18 protein-coding genes are annotated in these 22475 nt (G+C 61.6%); 7 read left to right on the top strand and 11 right to left on the bottom strand.

Annotated elements, in window-relative coordinates; all coding sequences use genetic code 11:
• Positions 1-2202, bottom strand: a complete 2202-nt coding sequence (locus tag HDE72_RS04675) for a TonB-dependent receptor (protein ID WP_183737551.1) — start codon at positions 2200-2202, stop codon at positions 1-3.
• Positions 2203-2514: 312 nt separating this feature from the next.
• Here HDE72_RS04675 and HDE72_RS04670 point away from each other — a divergent pair, with 312 nt between their 5' ends.
• The 3 genes from HDE72_RS04670 (at position 2515) to HDE72_RS04660 (ending at position 5459) form a co-directional block, all read left to right on the top strand.
• Complete coding sequence (locus tag HDE72_RS04670) at positions 2515-3123, top strand: hypothetical protein (protein ID WP_183737550.1); 609 nt, start codon at positions 2515-2517, stop codon at positions 3121-3123.
• Positions 3124-3201: 78 nt separating this feature from the next.
• Entirely contained in the window at positions 3202-4152 is a 951-nt protein-coding gene (locus tag HDE72_RS04665) for a 2-hydroxyacid dehydrogenase (RefSeq protein WP_183737549.1), read from the top strand.
• Positions 4153-4274: 122 nt separating this feature from the next.
• A complete protein-coding gene (locus tag HDE72_RS04660) occupies positions 4275-5459 on the top strand; it encodes a low temperature requirement protein A (RefSeq protein ID WP_409254949.1) in 1185 nt (394 codons plus the stop codon).
• On the opposite strand, the gene HDE72_RS04655 is transcribed toward HDE72_RS04660, so the two are convergent.
• The 8 genes from HDE72_RS04655 to HDE72_RS04620 all read right to left on the bottom strand — a co-directional run bounded on the left by HDE72_RS04655 (position 5380) and on the right by HDE72_RS04620 (position 14643).
• A complete protein-coding gene (locus HDE72_RS04655; RefSeq protein WP_183737547.1) occupies positions 5380-6102 on the bottom strand; it encodes a glycoside hydrolase family 25 protein in 723 nt (240 codons plus the stop codon). The genes HDE72_RS04660 and HDE72_RS04655 overlap by 80 nt on opposite strands.
• A 417-nt stretch (positions 6103-6519) precedes the next feature.
• The gene (locus HDE72_RS04650; protein WP_183737546.1) at positions 6520-7959 is read right to left on the bottom strand and encodes a hypothetical protein; all 1440 of its coding nucleotides are present in this window, start codon (positions 7957-7959) and stop codon (positions 6520-6522) included.
• Entirely contained in the window at positions 7956-8609 is a 654-nt protein-coding gene (locus HDE72_RS04645) for a tail fiber protein (RefSeq protein WP_183737545.1), read from the bottom strand. Before HDE72_RS04645 ends, HDE72_RS04650 begins: the two co-directional genes overlap by 4 nt.
• Positions 8606-11446: a hypothetical protein gene (locus tag HDE72_RS04640; RefSeq protein ID WP_183737544.1), complete on the bottom strand. Its 2841-nt coding sequence runs from the start codon at positions 11444-11446 to the stop codon at positions 8606-8608. Before HDE72_RS04640 ends, HDE72_RS04645 begins: the two co-directional genes overlap by 4 nt.
• Before the next feature lie 144 nt (positions 11447-11590).
• A complete protein-coding gene (locus HDE72_RS04635; RefSeq protein WP_183737543.1) occupies positions 11591-12208 on the bottom strand; it encodes a hypothetical protein in 618 nt (205 codons plus the stop codon).
• Between the two features lie 75 nt (positions 12209-12283).
• Positions 12284-12901 carry a hypothetical protein gene (locus HDE72_RS04630; RefSeq protein ID WP_183737542.1) on the bottom strand — a complete coding sequence of 206 codons (618 nt, stop codon included), beginning with the start codon at positions 12899-12901 and terminating at the stop codon, positions 12284-12286.
• Between the two features lie 98 nt (positions 12902-12999).
• Positions 13000-13479: a hypothetical protein gene (locus tag HDE72_RS04625; protein ID WP_183737541.1), complete on the bottom strand. Its 480-nt coding sequence runs from the start codon at positions 13477-13479 to the stop codon at positions 13000-13002.
• A 252-nt stretch (positions 13480-13731) separates the two neighbouring features.
• Complete coding sequence (locus tag HDE72_RS04620; RefSeq protein WP_260176491.1) at positions 13732-14643, bottom strand: LysR family transcriptional regulator; 912 nt, start codon at positions 14641-14643, stop codon at positions 13732-13734.
• Between the two features lie 63 nt (positions 14644-14706).
• On the opposite strand from HDE72_RS04620, the gene HDE72_RS04615 reads away from it, so the two are divergent.
• The 3 genes from HDE72_RS04615 (at position 14707) to HDE72_RS04605 (ending at position 19230) form a co-directional block, all read left to right on the top strand.
• Positions 14707-16215 (top strand): MFS transporter, encoded by a 1509-nt coding sequence (locus tag HDE72_RS04615; RefSeq protein WP_183737540.1) that lies wholly within the window; start codon positions 14707-14709, stop codon positions 16213-16215.
• Positions 16216-16319: 104 nt separating this feature from the next.
• On the top strand, positions 16320-17879 hold the full coding sequence (locus HDE72_RS04610; protein WP_183737539.1) for an EAL domain-containing protein: 1560 nt from the start codon (positions 16320-16322) through the stop codon (positions 17877-17879).
• Between the two features lie 187 nt (positions 17880-18066).
• Positions 18067-19230 (top strand): zinc-dependent alcohol dehydrogenase, encoded by a 1164-nt coding sequence (locus HDE72_RS04605; protein ID WP_183737538.1) that lies wholly within the window; start codon positions 18067-18069, stop codon positions 19228-19230.
• A 28-nt stretch (positions 19231-19258) separates the two neighbouring features.
• Here the strand turns inward: HDE72_RS04605 and HDE72_RS04600 are convergent, their stop codons facing one another.
• Both HDE72_RS04600 and HDE72_RS04595 read right to left on the bottom strand, forming a co-directional pair.
• Positions 19259-20656, bottom strand: coding sequence for a serine hydrolase (locus tag HDE72_RS04600; protein WP_183737537.1), 1398 nt, complete (start codon positions 20654-20656; stop codon positions 19259-19261).
• Between the two features lie 31 nt (positions 20657-20687).
• On the bottom strand, positions 20688-21620 hold the full coding sequence (locus HDE72_RS04595; protein ID WP_183737536.1) for a VirK/YbjX family protein: 933 nt from the start codon (positions 21618-21620) through the stop codon (positions 20688-20690).
• Between the two features lie 182 nt (positions 21621-21802).
• Between HDE72_RS04595 and HDE72_RS04590 the strand changes: the two genes are divergently transcribed.
• A complete protein-coding gene (locus HDE72_RS04590; RefSeq protein WP_183737535.1) occupies positions 21803-22462 on the top strand; it encodes a hypothetical protein in 660 nt (219 codons plus the stop codon).
• Positions 22463-22475 lie beyond the last annotated feature (13 nt).

The following is a 22475-nucleotide window of genomic DNA, read 5'->3' as shown; positions in this document are numbered from 1 at the left end:
TTAGAAACCGACGGTAGCGGAGACCACGAAAGTGCGTGGCGATGCCAGCACCAGGCTGCCGGCGCCAAACGAAGACACGGCAGACGCCCAATAATTACGGTTAGCAACGTTGTCGACGCGGGCACGGAGGGTCACATCGTGCTCGGCGAGGCGGGTCAGGTAGCGCGCGCCCAGGTCGATACGGGTCCAGGATGGCAATTGCTTGCTGTTGGCCAGGTCTGCGTACTGGGTCGACGTGTAGATGGTGCGCGCGTTCAAGGAGAGGCCAGGCGCGCCCGGCACATCCCATTCGGCGCCCGCGCTCAGCTGCGTTTGCGGTGCGCCGATGACTTTCTTGCCGTCATCGCCGGCCACGCCCGTGTCGCTTTGTTTGGTATCGAGCCAGGTCAGGCCGCCCAGCAGGCGCACGCCGCTGGCGGGCATGCCGAACACCGACAATTCCACACCCTGGTTGCGTTGCTGGCCAAACAGGCCCGCTTCGGTGCCGCGCACCGCTTGCAGGGGCACGCTGGTGCTGAACAGGGCGGCGCTCGCGCCCAGCTTGCCGCCGTCATACTTCACGCCGATTTCCTTCTGCCGGGCCTTGTACGGGGCAAATACCTGGCCCAGATTGGAAACGACATTGCCGTTGGCATCGGTGCCGCTGGCTGTCGGGCCCTTGACCAGTGCTTCTATATAGTTGGCGTACAGCGAAACGCTTTTATCGAGTTTATAGACGATGCCTGCCACAGGCGTGTTGGCGCTCTGGTCATAGTACGAGGTGGGCGCCGCCGTGCCATAGGCATAGCCGGCGTCGCGGATTTGCTGGTGGCGCAAGCCCACCGTCAGCAGCACGCTATCGTCGAGGAAAGCCATGGTATCGGCCACGGCAAAGCTGGACAGGATGGTTTTTTGCGTGATGCGCGGATCGCTCATGTCGCCACCCGAGTTTTGTGGCAGGGTAGGCGGCATGGCGGCGTCGACGGGATTGTAGATATTGGTCGGCAAGCCAGCGAAACTGCTGATGGCGTAGGCATTCTTGGCTTCGTTCCAGTGGCCCGACCAGCTGGCTACCAGCGTATGCTTGATGGCGCCCGTATTGAGCTTGGCCCGCACGCCCAGTTCGCCCGTGCGGATTTGCTGCTTGCGGGCATTGTCGAAACGGTAGACGCTGGCGTCGCCATTGAGGGAAGTCACGGTGGGCTGGGCCAAGCTGTTCGATTCGCGGGTGGAGCGGGAACCGAAGGCGGCCCAGGCCGTGACATTGCTGGCCAGATCGTATTCGCCGCGCACGGTGCCAAATACATCGTGTTCCTTGGAAAAACTCCAGGGCTGGGCAAAGTTGCTGGACGCATCGGGCGCGGCAGGAATGGCCCCCGCCACCAGGCTATTGACGCTGGGGCGCGGCGCCGTCAGGTCAAAGTTTTGATAACCGGCATCGGCCGACACGCGGTAGTCACGGCCACGGTAATCGAGGCCCACGGAAAACATGCCCACATCGTGGTCTTCGCGCTTGATGCTGGTCTCGCCCTGGCGCTTGGCGGCGTTGATGCGTACGCCAAACTCCTGGTTGTCACCGAAGCGGCGCGCTATGTCGGTGGCGACATAGGTATGGCCGCCGCTTTCCACGCCTACGGTGACTTCCGTCAGCGGCGTATTGCCGGCGCGCTTGGGCATCAGATTGATGGCGCCGCCCAGGCCGCTCCCGCCAGGGGCTGCACCGTTCAGGAAAGCGCTGGCGCCGCGGAACACTTCCACGCGTTCCAGCAATTCCGGCGACACATACTGGCGTGGCAGCACGCCATACAAGCCGTTGTAGGCAATGTCGTCCGACTCCAGCGCAAAGCCGCGTATCACGTACACTTCCTGGAAATTGCCATAACCACGCGACAGGCGCACGGCCGGATCGCTTTGCAACAAATCGCCCACGCTGCGTGCTTGCTGGTCAGAAATGAATTGCTGCGTATAACTGGTGCCCCCAAACGGCGAGTCCATCATGTCCACGCTACCCAAGATGCCCACGCGGCCACCGCGCGCCACCTGGCCACCGGCATAGGCGCGCGACAAGCCTTCGGCCGACGCATCGGCCGAAGCGTTGACGACGACCGTGGGCAGTGCCTGCGCTGTATCTGCGGCGGGCGCGGTTTGCGCCTGGGCGGCAGCGCTGGCCAGCAAGAAGGCGGCCAGGGCGAAGGGGGTAGGGGTGCAGTGGAATTGGCGCATAGCAATATTGGTTGAATATAAATGAGAATGATTATCATTATATAGTCAGGATATGACTTGCGTGGCGCCCGCACGGTTTTTTTTCGAATAAAACGGCAGGCCACGCAACAGTGTTGCAGGCCAGGCAAGGTGCAAGTACTGGAATGCGCGAAAAAAAGTGGCGCCAGGCGATACCTTGTGGATTTAATTATTCTTTTGAGAAAGTTTGCCTACAATGGTGTACCGCGCATGAGCGCCTATAGGACAAGCATGGATCTGCCGGGGCAAAACAGGGAATTGAGCAGGCGGCTATTGAGCCTGAGGGGCGCTGCCGTGGCGCTGATATTGGCCATGCATGGACTGGGCCTGTATTTCCTGAGCTTGCCGGCGCGGCAATTGAAGCACTATACCGAAGTGGCTTTCATGACCTTGATGCCGTCCCGGCCGGCAACACCGATTGCAGCCGCGCAATTGCCGCTGCCGATGACCATGCCACGTCCCTCATCGCGCACACCTGCCTCCAGGGCCTTGCCGCCAGCCAGCGTGCCTGCGCCCGCCTTGGTCGAAACGATTATCTTGCCTCCCGTCGATGAACTGGCCACCTCAGCCACTTCCTCCACCGAAGACTTGCGCACGCGGGCGCGCCTGTCCGTGGCGGCCATCGACAAGGCCATGCGCAAAGAAGTAGGCAAGGAAACGCCGTGGCTGGCGCCAGCGCCGCTGGAAAGCCAGACAAAATTCCAGAAGCTGGTCGCCCGCGCCTACCGTGGCGGTCCCGTGCTGACGGTGGAAGATTATCTTACCGCCGATGGCCGGCCAGCTTCGCGCGTACGGACTGCAGCCGGTTCGGCCTGTTATGCCCTGGCAGAAAATCCCGGTTCGGGCGCCGATCCCTTCAAGACGGGCGGCAAGGTCAAACAAGTTCCTTGCCCCAGTAGCTAAGTAGTTGCACGGGCAGGCTAGCCGGCCAGCCGCCAACTATGCTAAGTTGAGTCTGCCCATCACTCTGACTCTATCCCCATGCTACCCGACCTGTTAATCCTCGCCGCCAGCCCATCGGCCTCCGTCAACGCCCAACTGGAACAAGCCTACACCTGCCACCATGCCTGGAAGGTCGCGCCCGAGCAGCGCCACGCCTGGCTGGCCGAACTGGCGCCGCGCATCCGCGCTGTCGTCACCACGGGCGCGCTGGGCTTGAACGCCACCGACATGGGCTTGCTGCCCGTGCTGGAAATCATCGCCATCAATGGCGTGGGTCTCGATGGTCTGGCGCTGGACGTGGCCCGCCAGCGCGGCATTGCGGTCACCACCACGCCGAATGTGCTGACAGACGACGTGGCCGACGTGGCGCTGGGCTTGCTGCTGGCCAGCGTGCGCCAGATTCCCGCGCTGGACCGCTATGTGCGCGACGGCGCCTGGGAGCAGCGCGTACCGTTGAAGCCCGCGTCCAGCCTGCGCGGCAAGACGGCCGGCATCTTCGGTTTTGGGCAGATCGGGCAAGCGATTGCGCTGCGCCTGGCCGCCTTTGGCGTGCACGTGCGCTATTACCAGCCGCGTCCGGTGGCCAATACCACCGTGCTGCGCACCGATTCCCTGCTGGCCCTGGCCGAACAAAGCGATTGCCTGATCGTCAGCGCGCCAGGCACGCCGGCCACCCACAAGGCGGTCGACCGGGCCGTGCTGGAAGCGTTGGGCCCGCAAGGCACCCTGATCAATATCGCACGCGGCGCGCTGGTCGATGAAGAGGCGCTGATTTCCGCTTTGCAAGATGGCCGCCTGGGCGCGGCCGGGCTTGATGTCTTCAGCGACGAGCCGCGGGTGCCGGCCGCCTTGCGCGCCTTGCCCAATGTGGTGCTGACGCCGCACGTGGGTAGCCTGACCGTTGAGACGCGCCACGCCATGGGCCAGCTGGTGGTCGATAATCTGCAGGCGCATTTCGCCGGACTGCCCTTGCCGACACCCGTCAAGTAAGTCCGAAAACTTTGGCGCCGGGGCGGTTTGCCGTAAGATGCCGTCACCGCGCATGATGCGCCTGGCCGGCCCGCTTGTTGCCAGCACGGTCAGCGATGAATAAAGAAAGAGGTTGTATGGAATTGACAAAATCCCTGCTGCGCAAGCGCGGCGGGCATGAGAGCGGCAAGGTCGGCATGGTCGAGCTGTTCTTCGACCTGGTGTTCGTGTTTGCTGTGACGCAACTATCGCACGGCTTGCTGGCCCATTTGAGCGCCATGGGCTGGCTGCAGACGGCATTTTTGCTGATGGCCGTATGGTGGGTCTGGATCTATACCTCCTGGATCACCAACTGGCTGGACCCCGAGCGCATACCCGTACGCGTGGTGCTATTCGTGATGATGCTGGGCGGCCTGGTCATGTCCGCCTCGATTCCCGAAGCATTCGGCACGCGCGGCCTGGCCTTTGCCGCCGCCTATGTGGCCATGCAGCTGGGCCGCCCGCTGTTTGCCTGCTGGGCCGTGCGCGCCGAATCGCTGGAGCGCCGCCGCAACTTCCAGCGGCTCGCCGCGTGGGCCGCGTTTGCCGGTATTTTCTGGATCGCCGGCGGCCTGGCCGCGCCGGAACTGCGCATCTGCTGGTGGGCCGTGGCGCTGCTGATCGACCTGGCCGGTCCGTGGATGATGTTCCGCGTGCCTGGCCTTGGCCGTTCCTCGACGGCCGACTGGGATGTCGACGGCAACCATATGGCCGAGCGCTGCGGCCTGTTCGTCATCATCGCCCTCGGTGAATCGCTGCTGGTCACGGGCGCCACGTTTTCCGGCATGGAATGGAGCAGCGGTGCCTGGCTGGGCTTCTTGTCGGCGCTGGTCGGCAGCATCGCCATGTGGTGGATTTATTTCGACACGGGCGCCGAAGCCGGCCATCAGCGTATTTCTCACTCAAAAGATCCGGGCCGCATCGCCCGCGTGGCCTACACCTATATCCACGTGCTGATCATCGGCGGCGTGATCGTCAGCGCCGTGGCCGACGAACTGGCCCTGATGCATGGCGATGAAACCAGTTTTGCCGGCATCAGCGCCATGCTGGCCGGTCCGATCATGTATCTGCTGGGCAATGCGCTGTTCAAATGGGTCAGCAACGACCGGCCCACGCCGCCGCTGTCGCATCTGCTGGGCCTGCTGATCATCCTGGCCCTGATCCCGATGGCCTATGGCCGGCTGTACTCGCCGCTGATCCTGACCTGCATCACCACTTGCGTGCTGGTATTGGTGGCCGTGTGGGAACATATGGCCTTGCGCCGTCCGCCGCCAGAGATTGATCCGTGATCAATGTGCGCTGCTGGCCGCATAGCAGCGTTTTCAACTGGGCTAGCGAGCCGGCATAGCGGTCCATGTCGACCTTCCCGGCGATGCCGTCGATTTTCGTCGAGTCGGTGTATTGCCAGAACGTGTAGCTGGTGGCGCCCGACATGAGCAAGGGGTGGGACGCCTGGGTGAAGTTGGAGATCCATAGTGGCGAGGCCAGGAACGGTGTGAACGAGCCTACGTTGCTATTCCAGAAGTACGGGCCGGCGTAGATGCCGGGCACACACTTCAGCCGATCGCCTGCCTGCTGCAGCCACTGCATGAGGGCGGCGGCGTAGGCATGCTTGGCCAGCCCCGAATGTTCTACATCGAGCATGGGCGGCAGTTCGCCCTCGACGCTGCCCACCACTTTGCAAAAGTGCTCGACCTGCTCCTGCACCGGAACCTCAGGTACGAAGAAGTGGTAGGCGCCACACAATAGTCCATGTTCCTTGGCGCGCTTGCGGTTGTCTTGGTACTTTGCATCGACAATGCTGCGGCCCTCGGTGGCTTTCATATAGACAAATTTCGGTTTGTTCTTATCCGCAGCGACCTTGGCCCAGTCGATGTCGCCGTTGTAATGCGATACGTCTATGCCCAACTGAGCGTCTGTCAAGTATTTCATATTACTTTCCTGGTGAGTGAAAAAATACATCAGGCCGCGAGCGCCGCTTGGCCGTATCCTTGGGGCTGGTGTTGCCAGCATGGTTGATGGCGACGTAGCCCATGCGATTGTCATTGATCCTGGCGTAAAAAGTAGACGATGGAGCGGGCGACAAATGCCGGACGCCCGCGCGTGGGCATGATGCACGATACCAGCGGCGTTTCTGCCACGGCGGCTCTTGCACTTGCCGGCAACGGCGCCGGCAGGCGCTACCATTGGCCTTGCTTCAGCGTTTCGGCGGCCTCATCGTCCGTAGCGCGGGCAGCCGGCGTCAGCGCCTGTCCGTTCCATGCGCGGTTGGTCGACGGTCCTGCCAGTCCATGCGAAATCGACGGCTGGGTAGATACCGATGACGGTGGCGAGGGGCATGGCGCACTCCTACCAGGCAACTTGGTAAAGGGGGCTGGTTCCGTTATCGCGGTCGTTGAACAGCAGGAAGATGCCGTCGCAGCTGAAGTCACGCGTAACGACCTGGCAGCGTATCGAATTGCTGAAATTGCCAGCTGGACCATCAAGATGGATGTTGAAGCTGATATCCTGATTGTTGATATCCTTGGTTTTCATGCTCAAGGGCAGGAAATAGCTGCGGTCGCCAAAGTTCTTGAGGGGGCTGCGAATTTTGCACAAGGCCGCCACGAAGACATTCTCTTCATCGTAGACCAGCTGGAAATCGAATTGATAGGCCTCGCTGGCGGGCCAGGTCAGTGGCTGGGGTGGCACATGGCCGCGTACGGTGGCTGGTGCTGGCGTGGCGACCGGTGCAAACAGGATGACCTTGCCCGCGCCACCTGCAAACAGCTCTTCGCTGGCGACCGAGGCAGGCACCGGAGGCGGCGAGCTGTCGGGCAAGGCGATGGGGCCGTTGTCAACCGGACAGGTGTTTGCGGCCGGGATATTGGAAAGTGAAAATGCGGGTGGCCTGCCAGCGGGGTTGACTTGGGCCAGCGTGGCGCTACCACCGGCAGCACCGTCGCAATTGAAGATATAGCCGCCTGGCATGGCCATGGTTTGTAATTGCTGGATGGACATACCACCGGATGGCACTAATTGCACCTGGATCTGCCGGTCGCCGGGCAGTTGTGGCGAGCGCTGCAGACGTCCGGTGGCGCCGATATTGGTGTAGTGGTCGAGGCAGATTTCCACGCCCCAGGTAATGTCCTGCTGCGTGAAGATAGCGGCGCCGTTATAGTCCAGCTGCTGCTGTTCACGGCCGGGGCCATAGGCGCTTGCTGCAATGTAATTGACGTTGCCGATCAGCTGGGACCCCTGGCCTTGGACTCCAGCGATAAAGTCGCAGCCGGACTGCAGCTCCTTCACCACCACGTTGGCGCCGATGCCGTCGGCGTTGCCGGGTCCGCCCAGCTGGGTCAGCGTAAAATTGTAGACTTCCTTCGGCTTGGATGGATCGATGGCGTAGGGCGGCGTGTCAAAAGTGGGCGACGAAAAACCCAGAATGCTGCCGAACACGAACAACCAGTCGCTCCAATCGGGGGTGGCCGTGATGGTTTGCAGACGCGTGATCACCAGCTGGACCTCTTCCATCGAGTAGGCGCCTAGCGGACCACGAAAAAAGAACTCGGGCGCCATGAAGACATTGAGCACGCTGCCCGGCGGTAGCGGCGGCGAACTGGTGGGCAGCCGGGCAGCCGCGGTTTGCATGGCGCGCAGCATCAGGCCGCAGCGGGCGTCAATGTCTGCTGTATGCAAGGCGTCGGCGGGCACGGCGGGGACGCCAAGGTAGCTTTGTTTGCCATCACTATCTTTTGGCGGCATGGTGTCAAGGGCATAGGCGATAAAACGGATGTTCGGGTAAGTCATGGCAGTTTCTCCTGATGAGCAAAATGGAAGTGGTGGCGGTGCTGGTGCAGGCCGTAGGTGCATTTGATGAGATAGCTGACGTAGATGTTTTTCGGCCGGGTCTCCGTAGTGCTGACCCGCACGCCGCCAGGCGGCGTCAGGCCGTTGGTGGGGCCGCCCTCGGTCAGGGCCGGACTGCTGGCAGGCGCACCGGCCACGCTGCCGGGTCCTGATGGCGCGGCCGGCGTTGGCGCCGATTTATAGAGATGCTCATGCGTTTGCAGGGCATCCTCCTGGCGTGAGCCGACGCCCTGGTTGAGGGTAGTGGCGCCGGCCGGATCGGTGCGCTGGTCCGCATCGCCGTCGTTGCCTTTGCCGCTATCCATTCCGCGCAGGAAGTAGCCCCGGTAGTCGGGCAGCCGGAACTGCTGGCCCAGGCCACCATACAGATGGCCGAGCACTACGTACAACTGCGGATAATCGTTGCTGTCCAGCATGCGGCCGTCGCAGACCAACCAGCCCAGCGCTTCGACGCTGGCGCCGGCGACGGGCGCAGAAGCCTTCCGTGGGCTGGCGATGGGGCCGGCAAAGGCGATCACCGAGCCGACCGGCATATCGCCAAAACCTGGCTGGATAAAGAACGGCGGCAGAGGCGGAAAGCTGATGCTCATGAGGCTTGCTCCCCGCTGCCCGGCGGCAGTGTTTCCGGCTGGCTGACACCATGCCGGGGCAGCGGACAGCCGTCCAGCACCTGCATGGCGGTCGGCACGATGACTTGCCATGGCTGGCCGACCCGTACGCCGTGGCGCCGCGCCAGCATGCCGGCCCGCTTCATCTCGTCGACGATGCCAACGTCGCGGGCGTTCAACGGCGCCAGGCGGTTGTCGCCATCCCACAATTGTCCAGATGATAAGTAATACAGCAGCGCCATCATGCGCGGCGGGTGCACCGGCAGCAGCACGCGGGTGCTGTCGGCCTGCAGGAAGCTGCTGAACAGCTCGTCGCCATCGGCCAGGCCAGCGCCGCTTGCGGGCCGCGCCGCATCGACGCCCGCGTAGCAGCGGTAGCTCATTTCATCCCATTCGAAGGCATCGTCAAAGAATTGCAGGTAGCGCGGCTGGCCGGGCTGATTGGCGCCGGGCGCCAGTTGCAGCAGCAGGCGCAGACAGGCGCGCTTGAGTTCGCGGCGTTCGATCTGGCGCAGCATTTGCGGTGAGCGGCCCGCATTGCGCTCTCCCGGCGTGGCGCCGGCATGGTTGTAGTACTGCGTACATAGCCGCTGGTAGGCGTTGATGATGGCGTGGTAGATCTTGATCCGCCAGGCGTCGTACATGGTCGGCATCGGCAGGCAGACGATCTCAACGTTGACCAGCGTCTCGTCCCCGGACGGTGGCGACAATTGCTGCACGCCGCCGCCCACGGCGATGGCGATCATCTGGTCTTCCCCGAAGTGGCGGCTGGCTGGCGCAGGCTCGGTCGCGCTGAACAACTCGCGACCCACCAGCACTGGTGGCGCGGCAGCATCTGCCGGCGTCGTGATGAATTGCACGTAGGCTTGCGCCACCATATAGCCGTCTGGCACGGCCAGCAGTTTTTCCCCGCCACCACGCAGCGTGGCCGAGGCATATTTGCGTGGCGCCGGTGGCGGTTCCAGCTCGGTGACGCAATAGGCGGCGGCCAACTCGGCGTAATTGTCGGTGGTGATGGCACGGAAGGAGCTCAGTCCCAGGCTATCGGGCGGGCGCGGCCGACGGAAATCCAAGCCATCCAGTCTTTGCTCGTCCGCAATGAAACCGGCCGCCGGGTGCGGCAGCATGAATTCGATCATCAGGCGGTTGCCATAGTTGACCACGCACGCCTCGTAGACCTGGTTCAGCCAGCGAAATACGGCCGACATATGGCTGTCCCGGCTGCTGTTGTCGATCACGCTCAGTACAGTCTCTTCGTTCTCGCTCAAGGTGCTGCTGCCGCGCACCTGGCCCACCTGCCGGGTGATGCTGTTGACGGTTTTATTCAGCACCTCGCGTGCAAAGCGGGTGATGTCGTCGGTACCTGGCAGTTTGCCCTGGGTGACGCTTTCATCCCAGGCGCCGTTCAGTGTCGCCTGGGTTGGCGGGCCGTAGCTGGTCTGGAAGTCGGTGTACTTGTGGCCGACGGTTTTCTCCGCCACCGCGCGCCGCGCCTCTTCCAGCAGGCTATTGCGTTCGTCGGCGGCCTGGTTTTCCAGTAGCGCCTCGCTGCCGCTGTGCTGCCGCTGGTAGTCCAGCTGACGGTGGGTGCGCTTGCGGCCCACCTCCTTGCGCTCGCCGCGCATGACGTTTTCTATGTAAGCGAGCTCGCCTGCCTCGTAGCGCAGCAGGCGCTGGCGCACCATTTGCAAGTCGCCGATCGCATAGGGGGCGATCCAGCCGTCCGTAGCCGGGGGCGAGGCGGCAGGTGCTGGTAGCGGGAAAATGGCGGCCGGCAGCATGATGGAGGCGTTGGCCAGTGCCGCCAAGGTGGCGGTGGTCGGCGGCACTGGCGCTGGCAAGGCCGGGGTGTACAGGTAATTGAGCAGGTGGACAGCGCCCAGGAAACGGATTAGCGTGGTCAGCAGTGCGTAGTCGTAGCCAAGGATGAGGATCAGCGCAAAATAGCTTTGCCAGGCTGCGGCGCTTGCCTCAAGACAGGCCGGGCTGGCCAGCAGCTCGGCGATTTGCTCGTCCGTTGTGGTGTGCAGCAGCTCGTGGATGCGCTGCCGCAGCGCTTGCGGCTGCCCGCATAATTGTTGCGCGGCCAGCGCCACGTCGGCGAAGCGGTGCAATGGTGCAGGCAGATCGCCGGGCAGTCCAAGAAACGGCGGTTCGCAGCCGGCGTCGCCCTCGATATAGCGCAGCGCCAGGTCTTCCATGGCTTCGCGGCCGGCGGGGCGTGCAGCCAGCAGGGCTTCGTACAGGGTATTGCCTGCTGGGCTGGCCATGGGCGGCACATAGCAGATAAAGCGCAGACGCAGCTCCGCCGCGCTGACGGTCGGCCATTTGCGCACATAAATATAGGGGAACAGATCGCCGTGCACCGGTTCGATAACGGGTTGCGGGGAGGGCTCGGGATAGTCGGGATCGGGATCGGGTATGGGATCTGGGATAGGATCGGGCTTCGGCGGCCTGTCATGGGCGTCGACGGAGATCATGAAGCCTTCGAAATGCTGCTCGTCATGTTGGCCCTGATGGCCATGGACGATGTCGGCAAAGACGCCGATGCGAACGGTGCCGCCGCCATGATGGTTCGATTCGCGGCGCAGCATGCCTTTGACGTAGACTTCACCTTCGGCGCTACGATTGAACTGGAAACTGAAATGGCGCGGGCAGTCGGACGGCAGCGAAATTTCATGCACGCGGTGTTCCTGGTTTCCCTTGAAATAGACCTTGACGGTGCTGACGCCATGCTTATCGCTACGATACATCGTGAAGTCGAATACCAGCTTGCCGCGGAAGGCGGTCCAGGTTTCATTGATCACAATCGCGGTCATGGCGGGAGCATTTCCAGTGTAGAGGGGCAGTCAGGCTTAGCCGGTGGCAAAGACCAGGCTGGCGCGCGTGAAAAATTTCACAGAGGGGAAGTACGAGCCACGCGCGCCGCCAACGGCGGCGCGCTGAAATGCTGCTCAGGCCAATCAGGCCCTCTGGATGTTTTCCAGCTTGAACGAGAACGGCGTTGAGTTCTTGCCGGGGCCGCCGCCGGTCAGGACGATGTCGGCGCTGATGATGCCCAGCAGCGATAGTTCGGTATTAACGTCGGAGATGATGGCCGAGTTCATGACAGTGCCTTGCGTGACCTGCGACACCACACCGATCCAGATGGTCGGCTTGAACTGGAACACTGCCTTCTGGCCCGGCGCGACATTGGTCTTCTGGGCCAGCAGGCGGCCATCCTTGTAGATGCCGGCGTTGATGGCGCCCTTGGCCAGGTCGTTACGCAGCTGCACTTCGCTGCTGCTGGTGGCCGGGCCGCAATGGGACAGGGTATCGCCGGAGCCGGTCAGCTCGACGTGGTACATGTCGCCGTTTTCCGCAGGAATTTGCGGCGTGAAGTTACCCCAGCTATCGCTGGCGCCGACCGCCATCGACATCGGGAAGGTGAACGGATGGTTGTCCGACACGCCGCAATTCTGGATCACGCGCCAGGCGACGGCCAGTTCGTCGAAGTCGGTCGCTATGTTTTTCTGGAAGATAACGATCTGCGAATTGTTGGAATCGTTGGAGCGGTTGATGAAGTTAAGCTGAATAGACATGACAAGAATTTCCTGTAGTGGTGGTAAAACAAACCGGTGTGCTGACCGGCGGACGTTGCAGGCCCAGCATGCTCCCTAAGCCATGGCAATATTTTCTAGCGTGAACTGCAGCGGCAGGGCGTTCCGGCCCGGCCCTCCGCCTGACATCACAATGTCGGCGCTGGCGATACCCTGCAGCGAAAATTCGGTATTGACGTCGTTGAGAATTGCCGAACTCAGCGCTCGCCCTTCGACGACCTGCGCCGCCGCGCCTATCCATAAGGTAGGCTGGAACTGGAATATGGCTTTTTGTCCCGGCGCCACATTGGTCTTGGTCGCCAGCAGCCGGTCCTGGCTATACACGCAGACATTGATGGCGCCCCGCAGCAAATCGTTGCGCACAACAGTATCCAGCGAATTGCTATTGGCGCCGGCATACGCAAAGCGGCGGCCAGATGGCAGCGCCGAGACGGTGAGCAGCTCGCCCGCCCGCACAGCCTTGCGCGGCGAGTAGTTGCCATATTCATCACTGATGCATGCTTGCAGGTCGGTCGAATACACCAGTGGATGGTGGCTGTTCTGGCCGCAGTTGCGGATGACCTTCCAGGCGGTGGCCAGCTCATCGTGCCGGCTCGCGGCGTTTTTCTGAAACAGAAATACCGAGCTGTTATTCTGGTCGTACGAGCGATTGATGAAGTTGAGCTGGATGTCCATATTGCTTCCGTTTCGGTGGGGCGCCGTGTACTGCAGTGCCGATGAGTTAATCTTAAGGTAGTCAGGCAAGGCCCGCGATTACGGGTGCTTACCGTTGATTACACCGGATTGCACGGCAAGAGATATTCCCCTTCGATACTGGAGCCGCGTACGATGCAAAACGGCAGCGCGCCGAAGCGCAGCTCGCCACGACGTCGTTCAACCACTTCGTCGAGTTGCATGCCGGACGGTAAGGCCTCGGCGATTTGCTGGCGCAGGCGGTGGATCTGGATATTCAGGTGGCTGGGATCGAGTCCGAGCATGTGCGCCAGTTCCTTGCGGTTCAACCAGCCCTGGCCGCTGACATCGATGCCGCGCCGGGCATCGCTGAGCCGTTGGCGGGCTAGTGTCAGCAGGCAATAGTGATGGCTACGTTCACCCAGATCAAGCTCTTGCTCTCCACTAAGGCTTATATTCAGATAAACGTGCTCTTCATTTAAGCTCACTTGCAGTCGTAACTGTTGCAAGCTGGCTTGCGTCTGTTTAAGCACCACAGGCTGGGTGTTCCATTTGAAATCAAGCTTACTATTGAGGCTCATGCAGTTTCCCATTGATGAAGTTAGTAAGCTGGAGTAATCAAATTTCATGCCAGCTGTTGAGCACCGAAAAATGCGGCTTGGCGTGTCAAAGAGGCTGTCAACGAGATGGTAATGACATGTCAACGCGATCTCGTTGACACCTTGGAAGGTTTGATGTGCACCGGATGGCCCAGGTGATCGAGCGCATCTGTCTGGCGCTCGGGTCGCCAGAAGGCTGTTGGAAGGGCGCGCGCAGGCGAACGCTGTCTTCGGTTACGGTAAGCCCGCCGCGCGCAATTGCGTAATAAAAAGCCGCGCGGCGGGCGCCTGTTCGTGGCGGCGGAAGGCCGCCGCGATTTCCGAGCTGATCAAGGGGCCGGCCAGTTCGCGGTAAGTCACGCCCGGCATATTGACGGTGGCCATCAGGGAGTGGGGCACGATGGCGCAGCCGGCGCCCAGCGACACTTCCGTCAATACCGCCACCAGGCTGCCCGGCCGCGACACTACCTGCGCGGTAAAGCCGCCGCGCCGGCTCACTTCCACGGTTCCCCATTCCTGTTCCGGCACGATAAAGGCCGATTGCGCCAGCACGGTCGGTGCGATGCTGGCGCCTGGCAATTGCGCCAGCACGCTGTCGGCATGCACGGCCAGCACGAAGCGGTCGCGCAGCAGCACCACGCTATCGAGTCCTTCCGGCAAGTGCAGGGGCGGGCGCACGAAGGCCAGGTCCAGCCGTCCCTGGTCCAGCAAGTCGGGCAGCAATTCCATCGCATATTCGCGCGCGCTGATATGGATGCCCGGGTGGGCCGCACGGAAACGCGAAAACTGCGTTTGCAGCACACCGGAATAGGCAGCCGAGGCTATGTAGCCGATTTCCAGCCGCCCCAGTTCGCCACGGCCCGCGCGCCGGGCCACCTCCTGCGCCTGTTCCAGCTGCGCCAGGGCGCGCCGCGCTTCGAGCACAAACAGGTCGCCTGCGGCCGTCAGCGCTACCGAACGTTTGCTGCGCTGAAACAAGCGCGTGCCCAGCAGGGCTTCTGCTTCCTGCACCTGCTTGGTCAGCGCGGGCGGCGAAATGCCCAGTTCGGTGGCGGCCCGCGCGAAATGCAGGCTGTTGGCCACCGCCAGCACGCAGCGGAAATGCCGCAGCTCCATCTGTTTTTCAGTATGTTCTGTATTCACCATGGGGAAATTATAAGCCGCTTGTCTTATAACAGGAAATAACATACTACTGCCTAAAATACAGGCATGAAAAATCTCAACTGGACCTTATATACCTGCTCGGGGGTGTGCGCGCTGATCATGCTCGACACCAATGTCGTGGCCGTCTCGCTGCCATCGATCGCCCGCTCCCTCAACGCCAGCTTTGTCGATGTGGAATGGGTGGTCAGCGCCTATATGCTGGCCTTCGCCTCCTTCCTCTTGCCGGCTGGCAGTATCGCCGACCGTCTGGGCCGGCGCAAAGTCATGCTGTTCGGCCTGGCCGTGTTCGCCCTGGCTTCCTTGCTGTGCGGCATGGCCTGGACTACCACCGTCTTGAATGTCGCGCGCGCCGTCAAGGGCTTGGGCGCCGCCTTGCTGCTGACGTCCGCGCTGGCCGTGATCGGCCATACTTTCCACGGCGAGCGTGAACGCACGCGGGCCTGGTCGATCTGGGGCGCGGCCATGGGCGTGGCGATGACGGTGGCGCCCTTGCTGGGCGGCCTGATCACCAGCGTCATCAACTGGCGCTGGATCTTCTACCTGAATTTGCCGGTGGTAGCCATTCTGATCATGCTGGTGCGCCGTCATGTGGATGAATCGAAGAACGCCGGCAACGCCAGCTTCGATCCGCTGGGTGCGGCGCTATTCTCGGCTGGCCTGTTCTGCATCATCTGGGGCCTGATCGAGGCGAGCGTGGCGGGCTGGACCAGCAGCATCACCGTGCTGCGCTTTGCCGGCGGCGCGCTGCTGCTGGCCGCTTTCATCGTCTTTGAACGGCGCCAGCGCGCGCCCATGGTCGATTTGTCGCTGTTTGGCCAGCGCTTGTTCGTGGGCGCCGTGCTGGGCATGTTTGGCTACGCCATCGCCGCGCAGGTGCTGATGACCTTTCTGCCGCTGTATCTGCAAAATGCGTTTGGCTATTCGGCGGTGGTGGCCGGCTGCGCCATGCTGCCGTTCGCGGTGGCGATGGTGGTGTTTTCCCGTTTGGCGCCGCTGGCCGGGCGGCGTTTGTCTGACCGGGGCATCCTCGTTACCGGTTTGCTGATCGTGGCCGTTGGCAATGTGGCCACCGCGCTGGCCGCCGTCAGCGTGTCGTACTGGCTGGTGGCGCAGGGCATGCTGATCACGGGTGCCGGCGCGGGCCTCTTGAATGGCACCACGCAAAAAGCCATCCTGGCCTGCATCCCCCGCGAACGCTCGGGCATGGGTTCCGGCATCAGCACGACTACCCGCTTTGTCGGCATCGTACTGGCCGTGGGTGGCCTGGGCGCCGTGCTGGCCTTGCGCACGGCATCGTCTTTCGAGCGCCTGGCTTTATTGCACGGATGGACATCTTCACCCGAAATGGTAGGGCGCATCGTGGCCGGCAATGCGGCCGAAGCGTTTGGCCACTTGCCGCCAGCCATGCAGGTCGTGGCGCAAGCGGCCGGACGGCAAGCGTTCATTGATGGCTTTTCCAGCGTGCTGTATCTCGCGGGCGCCTTGGCGGCCGTGGTGGCGGTGCTGGTGTTGATACTGGCCAGGCCAGTGCCTCAATCGGGCATTGAAATGTAACCAATCAACAAGTTTCACATGCGCAAGCCTTGGCTGTAATATGATTCCACCTAGAAATACATATCAATCATCTAACAAAAACAGTCCAAGGGCAGGAGGCGCGCATGCGCAGGAATCGCATCATCATACTCGGCGTGCTGGCCGCAATCGCTGGCGTGGCCGTGCCGATCACCGTTGCATGGCAATGGTCGCAGGAACGCGCGGTGGCGGCCGAACAGCAACGTTTGCATTTGCTGGCCCGCCACGCGCTGATGCGCTCCGAACGCACTTTTCGCGACGCCAGCGCCGCCTTGCGCAGCTTTGAACCGCTGATAGAAATGCCGTGCTCCGAAGCGCATATCCAGCGCATGCGCCGCACCACGATACGCACGCGCAGCGTCGATGACATCGGCTACGTGGAAAATGGCTTGCTCAAATGTACCTCGAGCGGCATCGAGCGCGATGTGGTCAAGGTCAGTCCGCCGCAATTCCTGCTGGACAATGGCATCGGCGTGGATATCGATCTGCACCCCAGCGTCAGCGCCGGCAAGAAAATGGTGGGTGTGGCCTATCTGTCGCACAAGGTGCTGATCGACCCTGTGCGCTTTGCCGATGTGATCACCGACGATGAAATCCAGCTGGCCATGGCCACCAGCAGCGGCGCCGTGCTGGGCACTTTGCATGATCCCGACCCGGCCCTGGTCAAAAGCCTGATGGAGCGGGAAAAAACGGGCGGCGCTGGCAGCGATGCAAAGACCATCTATGCCGTGGTGCCCGGCGACGGCTTGACCGCCATCGTCACCGAACCGCGCAGCAAGCTTGAAGCGCGGCTGCGCAACGAGCAAATCGTCTTGCTGCCGCTGGGCCTGCTATTTGCCGCGCTGATCGTGGCTGGTATCGTGTGGGTATCGCGCCGGCGCCTGTCCCTGCTTGGCGAACTGAAACTGGCCGTCGAGCAGCGCGAATTCTTTGTGCATTATCAACCCATCATTGCGCTCGACACGGGCGTGTGCGTGGGCGCCGAGGCGCTGATACGCTGGCGCCGTCCGGACGGCAGCATGATACGGCCCGACCTGTTTATCCCGGTGGCCGAGGAAGATGGTTTGATCCTGCCGATCACCGACCAGCTGATCGACAACGTGATCGCCGACATGCGCGCCGCGCTGGTGGCCGACCGCGCATTGCACATCGCGATCAACCTGTGCGCCAGCGATATCGAGACGGGCAGGGTGCTCGACGTGCTGGAGCAATCTCTGGCCGGCACCGGCATCGAGGCGCAGCAGATCTGGCTGGAAGCGACCGAACGGGGCTTCATCAACGTCGAAGCGGCGCGGACCACCATCGAAAAAGCCCGCGCGCGTGGCCATGCGGTGGCCATCGACGATTTCGGCACCGGCTATTCCAGCCTGTCCAGCCTGCAAAACCTGCCGCTGGACGCCCTGAAAATCGACAAGTCCTTTGTCGACACCATCGCCACCGACGCCGCCACCAGCAGCGTCACGCCGCACATCATAGACATGGCGCGCACCCTGAACATGCTGGTCGTCGCCGAAGGCATAGAAACCCAGGCGCAAGCGGACTATTTGCTGGAGCGCAAGGTGGAATTCGGCCAGGGCTGGTTGTTTGCCAAAGCACTGCCAGCGGCCGAATTCCTGGCCTTTTATGAAAGCCGCCGGCCACGATGAGCATATTTCCAGCTACGTCATGGCGAACGCAGGGATAAGTGCGGAAATTTTTCTCTTGGCGCAGTTGCCTGCATACATATTTAGCGACAAGTGGCGGTATTGTTCCTACAAGACTGCGGCGCGCGTGCTGATACGAACTTTGCCATGATCATCATATGGTCTAGCCTCACTGACCAAGGAGGCATTCATGCGCGCATTAGTCTATCACTCGGCCCACGAAGTTAAAGTCGACACGGTTCCCGACCCTGTTTTGCAGCAGCCGGACGATATCATCCTGAAAATTACTGCCACCGCCATTTGCGGTTCGGACTTGCATTTGTATCGTGGCAAGGTGCCGGGCATGAAGGAGGGCGACATCATGGGCCATGAATTCATGGGCGTGGTGGTCGATGCCGGTCCGGCGGTCACCAAAGTCAAGCTCGGCGACCGGGTGGTGGTGCCGTTTGTGATAGCTTGCGGCAGTTGTTTTTTCTGTGAAATGGATCTGTTTTCTGCCTGTGAAACAACGAATCCCGATCGCGGCACCATCATCAACAAGAAAAGCCTGCGGCCAGGCGCCGCGCTGTTTGGATTCAGCCATCTGTATGGCGGGGTTCCTGGCGGCCAGGCTGAATATGTGCGCGTACCCAATGCGAATGTTGGCCCGATCAAGATACCCGATACGCTCGATAATGAACAAGTACTATTCCTCAGCGATATCCTGCCGACCGGCTATCAAGCAGTATTGAATGCCGGCGTGGGCCCGGGCTCCAGTCTTGCCATCTTCGGCGCGGGACCGGTAGGGCAAATGGCCGCTGCTTCGGCGCGCATGCTGGGCGCCGAAAAAATCTTTATGGTAGATCATCACCCTTATCGCCTGGAGTTTGCACGCGCCACCTATGGCGTGATCCCGATTAATTTTGATGAAACAGATGCTGCTGAATATATTATCGAAAATACCAATTTCCGAGGCGTTGACGGCGTGATTGATGCGGTTGGTTTTGAAGCTAAAGGCAGCGGCCTGGAAACGACCTTGACTGCCCTCAAGCTGGAAGGCAGCAGCGGTAAGGCGCTGCGCCAGTGCATCGCCGCCGTCCGGCGTGGCGGCATGATCAGCGTACCTGGCGTGTATGCCGGTTTTATCCATGGCTTTTTATTTGGTGATATTTTTGAGAAAGGCATCGGCGTGAAAGCCGGGCAAACGCATGTGCAGAAATACATGCCTGAACTATTGCAGTTCATCGAGCAAGGCAAGCTGAAGCCGGAAGTGATTATTTCACATCGCTTGCCGCTCGATAAGGCGGTGGAAGGGTATAAGATCTTCGATAAGAAAGAAGATAATTGCCGGAAAATAGTCTTGCTTCCGGGATAAGGTTAGAAACCTAAGCTTTACTACAAAATTAAGCTTGGGGCTTGCGCTGGGCCGGCATCGTCTGCCCATCCTGCTTCAGTACCAAACCCGTAATAACTCCCTTGCCATCGCGCTTGAATTCCAGCTGCGCATCGACGGCCTTGTAGAAAAAGCGGTCTTTGGCGCTGGCGTAGACCGGTGCTTCGCCCTGGCCGGTGGCGCCCACCAGCAAGCCGTCGGGACCCTGGCGCACGGTCAGAATGAAGTTGGGCGCCAGCGTATAGTCACCTGCGTATTGCGCCAGCTCGGATGGCGCGATGGCGATTTCCTTCGGCAGCGGCGTCGGTTTTTTCAGGGCCGGCAAGGTGCCCGGCACCAGGCTGGCCAGGCCCAGTCCATCGACGTCGTTGGCGGTACTGCTGAGGATGATCACGCCCCGTTTGCCGTTCAGCGTATAGCCGGCAAAGCTGGCGTAGCCGCCGGTCTGGCCGTTATGCCAGGCGTATGGCTGGCCTTTGGCCTGATCGATGATCCAGGCCAGGCCGATCCTCGTGCCATTTCCTTTTTCAATGGACTTTTGCGGCTGCACGGCCAATTGCTGGGCTGCGCTGGATTTGTTCATATAGGATTGCAGATAAATCAGCATGTCGCGCGCATCGGAGTAGACGGCGCCGGCCGGGGCGATGGCCTGGAAATCCCAATTATGGGCTAGTTTTCCATCGCTCAAATGGCCTTGTGCCAGGCGGATACGCATGGCGGGCGTGGCGGTGGTCGAGGTAGAGCGCAAACCCAGTGGACGCGCAATTTTCTCCTGCAGCAGGTTTTCATAGCTGGTGCCCGCCTGGGTTGCCAGGGCCGTGCCTAGCAAGCCATAGCCCAGGTTGGAGTATTCAAAGACCGTGCCCGGCCGGTGTGCCAGCGCATGGCTGGCCAGGAAAGTGCGCAGTTGCGCGTCGCCATACTCGGCATAGGGATTGCTCATGTCGGCTGGCGCCAGGTTGGCGGGCAAGCGCGGCAAGCCGGAAAAATGGGTCGCCAGGTCCAGCAAGGTAATTTGTTGCCCCTCGAAGGTGGGGATGGTGTAACCGGGCAGCAAGTCGACCACCGGTTGATCAAGCCTGGCCTTGCCGGTCACCACGGCGTCGGCCAGCAGCAGCCCCGTCATGGTTTTCGTGACGGAGCCAATTTCGTAGACGGTATCGGCATCGGGCACGGTGTTGCTGTCGGCTTGCGCCCGGCCAAAACCATACACGGCACTGTTCTTGCCATCGGTCACAGCGATGACGATGCTGGCGTTGCCGCCGTTGCGCACCAGCAGTTCGGCGCGCTGGCGCACGGCGGCATCGAGTGCAGGACCGCTGGCTGCGGTGGCGGCAGTGGCCGCAGAGAGGGGCACGATGGACAGGGCCAACAGTTGTAAAGGCAGGGTGCGCAGTTTTAATAACATGGAGATATCCCTTATGATTGATTTGATAATGTCAATACGGTAGCATCGCTGCATCTGGTGGCGGCGTTTGCAACAGGGCCGCCAGTTGTGCGCGCATGTCCAGCGCCATCGCTTGCAGCAGCTCGCCACGGCGGCGGGTTTCGGCACGTTTTTTTGATGGCAGCTCAGACAGGTCTGGCGTCCGATAAGGGGCGCAGGGCAAGTGATAATTGCCATCACGCATGGGCAAGGCATGCAGTTCGCGCCAGGCCAGGTCGTAATCGGCGGCGATATGGCGCCGCCGCCTGGCATTGAGCGCGATGCGGTTGTCGTTGCTGACCAAAAAGAGGTTGCTGCAGCCGAAAAAATCGCCCAGATCGCGCAGGGCGGTGATCATCAGGTTTTTCGGCCTGCACCCATGCAGTGCGCGGGTGGCAGACCTGACCATGTCGGCCGCCGCCTCGGATCGCAAGCCTTGCAGCGCGCCCAGTTGCAGGGCCACGCCGTCGGCGCGCGGCACGAACAGAAAGCTGGCCAGGTAGAGCGGCAAGCCATTGCGCGTCAGCCGCAAACACAGTTCGCCTTCGCGGTAGCTATCGTGAACGGCGTTCAGCTGCAAGCGGTACAGTGCGCCATCCTTGCCGTCGAAACAGGCCAGCAGCAGCGGGCGGCGTGCGGCCAGTTCCACCAGCGGGCGGGCGCCAGCTTGCCACAGGAAACGGTAATGGCCTTCCAGCAAGGCTACCCGCGCCGTACAGCCCAGCTGGCGTGTAGCGTAAGGACGGTATATCTTGTAGCGCAGGCAGGGGTGAACGCGGGCCAGCGCCGCCAGGCCTGGCATGTCGTCCAGGAAAGCTTGCCAGCGGGCCCGCTGGCGCGGATACACGAGCGCGCCCAAGGCTGCCTTGAGCAGGTGGCGCTTGCCATCGTCCGGCCGCAAGAGCAGGGCTGGCGTCGGCGACGTAATATGCGTGGCGAAACTCATGGCCGCTCCCGTGTAGCGGCGTGCAAGCCGGGCAGGTCTTGTATGTGCATGAAAGTGTCGTCCAGTGATGTTTCATATTGGAAGGCGCTACCCGATGAGCACCTTGCCGATTTCTATCGTACGCAAGCAAGGTGAATTTCTTATTAAGATGGCGTACGCCTACCTCTTCAAGGAACCACATCATGTCGAACCGCGTTTATCTCTGCTGCACGGATTTCTCCACGCCGCCGGCAGAGGGTGATTGGCATGTGTTCGGCGAGCGTTCCGGCACGGAATATGAGGCGGCGTATTGCATCCCGCTGTACTGGCTATGCCTGTTTGGAGCTGAAGATATTCGCATGGCGCGCACGCAGGACGAGGAAGATGAGGAGGCGCGCGACTATGCTTATCTGGTATGCGAGCGTCAGGCTGGCCTGGCGCGCTTGCAGGCGCGCGCGGCGGCGCTGCAGGGGCCGCTGGGTCCGGAACGCCATGCGCTGTATCTGGAGTGGATGGCGCGTATCGCCCAGGAATCGTTCAGCCATGTGCTGGTGCGCACGGAAGAACTGGACGCGATGGATGAAGAGGGCCAGTTCCAGCAGGAATTGCGCACGGCGCTGAACGACCTCGATGCGGCGTGCAGCGCAGCGCTTGAAACAGGAGAGTTTGCCATCAGTCCGGCGCTGGCCAACCTGGCCGGCTTTCCGAATCCGCCCGAACTGCAGCACTACGAGGCTTTCGTGCTGGCTGGCGCAGCCAATAGCAATCTGCGCTGGCCGACGCCGTTTGCGCTGCTGGAACAGAAGCCGGCCGCAGCGGATGCAGGTGAGCGGCCGTCATCGCCGTGGTGGAAATTCTGGTAACTTGATCTGATAA

The sequence above is a fragment of the Janthinobacterium saanense genome (assembly GCF_014200675.1).
Taxonomy (GTDB): Bacteria; Pseudomonadota; Gammaproteobacteria; order Burkholderiales; family Burkholderiaceae_D; genus Janthinobacterium.
Note: the sequence above shows the minus strand (reverse complement) of the source record. Positions and strands in the feature narration are given on the sequence as shown.

Coding starts and splice junctions, on each gene's coding strand:
- HDE72_RS04675 (WP_183737551.1), bottom strand. CDS start 2,202: ATGCGCCAATTCCACTGCACCCCTACCCCCTTCGCCCTGGCCGCCTTC.
- HDE72_RS04665 (WP_183737549.1), top strand. CDS start 3,202: ATGCTACCCGACCTGTTAATCCTCGCCGCCAGCCCATCGGCCTCCGTC.
- HDE72_RS04655 (WP_183737547.1), bottom strand. CDS start 6,102: ATGAAATACTTGACAGACGCTCAGTTGGGCATAGACGTATCGCATTAC.
- HDE72_RS04650 (WP_183737546.1), bottom strand. CDS start 7,959: ATGACTTACCCGAACATCCGTTTTATCGCCTATGCCCTTGACACCATG.
- HDE72_RS04645 (WP_183737545.1), bottom strand. CDS start 8,609: ATGAGCATCAGCTTTCCGCCTCTGCCGCCGTTCTTTATCCAGCCAGGT.
- HDE72_RS04640 (WP_183737544.1), bottom strand. CDS start 11,446: ATGACCGCGATTGTGATCAATGAAACCTGGACCGCCTTCCGCGGCAAG.
- HDE72_RS04635 (WP_183737543.1), bottom strand. CDS start 12,208: ATGTCTATTCAGCTTAACTTCATCAACCGCTCCAACGATTCCAACAAT.
- HDE72_RS04630 (WP_183737542.1), bottom strand. CDS start 12,901: ATGGACATCCAGCTCAACTTCATCAATCGCTCGTACGACCAGAATAAC.
- HDE72_RS04625 (WP_183737541.1), bottom strand. CDS start 13,479: ATGAGCCTCAATAGTAAGCTTGATTTCAAATGGAACACCCAGCCTGTG.
- HDE72_RS04620 (WP_260176491.1), bottom strand. CDS start 14,643: ATGGTGAATACAGAACATACTGAAAAACAGATGGAGCTGCGGCATTTC.
- HDE72_RS04615 (WP_183737540.1), top strand. CDS start 14,707: ATGAAAAATCTCAACTGGACCTTATATACCTGCTCGGGGGTGTGCGCG.
- HDE72_RS04610 (WP_183737539.1), top strand. CDS start 16,320: ATGCGCAGGAATCGCATCATCATACTCGGCGTGCTGGCCGCAATCGCT.
- HDE72_RS04605 (WP_183737538.1), top strand. CDS start 18,067: ATGCGCGCATTAGTCTATCACTCGGCCCACGAAGTTAAAGTCGACACG.
- HDE72_RS04600 (WP_183737537.1), bottom strand. CDS start 20,656: ATGTTATTAAAACTGCGCACCCTGCCTTTACAACTGTTGGCCCTGTCC.
- HDE72_RS04595 (WP_183737536.1), bottom strand. CDS start 21,620: ATGAGTTTCGCCACGCATATTACGTCGCCGACGCCAGCCCTGCTCTTG.
- HDE72_RS04590 (WP_183737535.1), top strand. CDS start 21,803: ATGTCGAACCGCGTTTATCTCTGCTGCACGGATTTCTCCACGCCGCCG.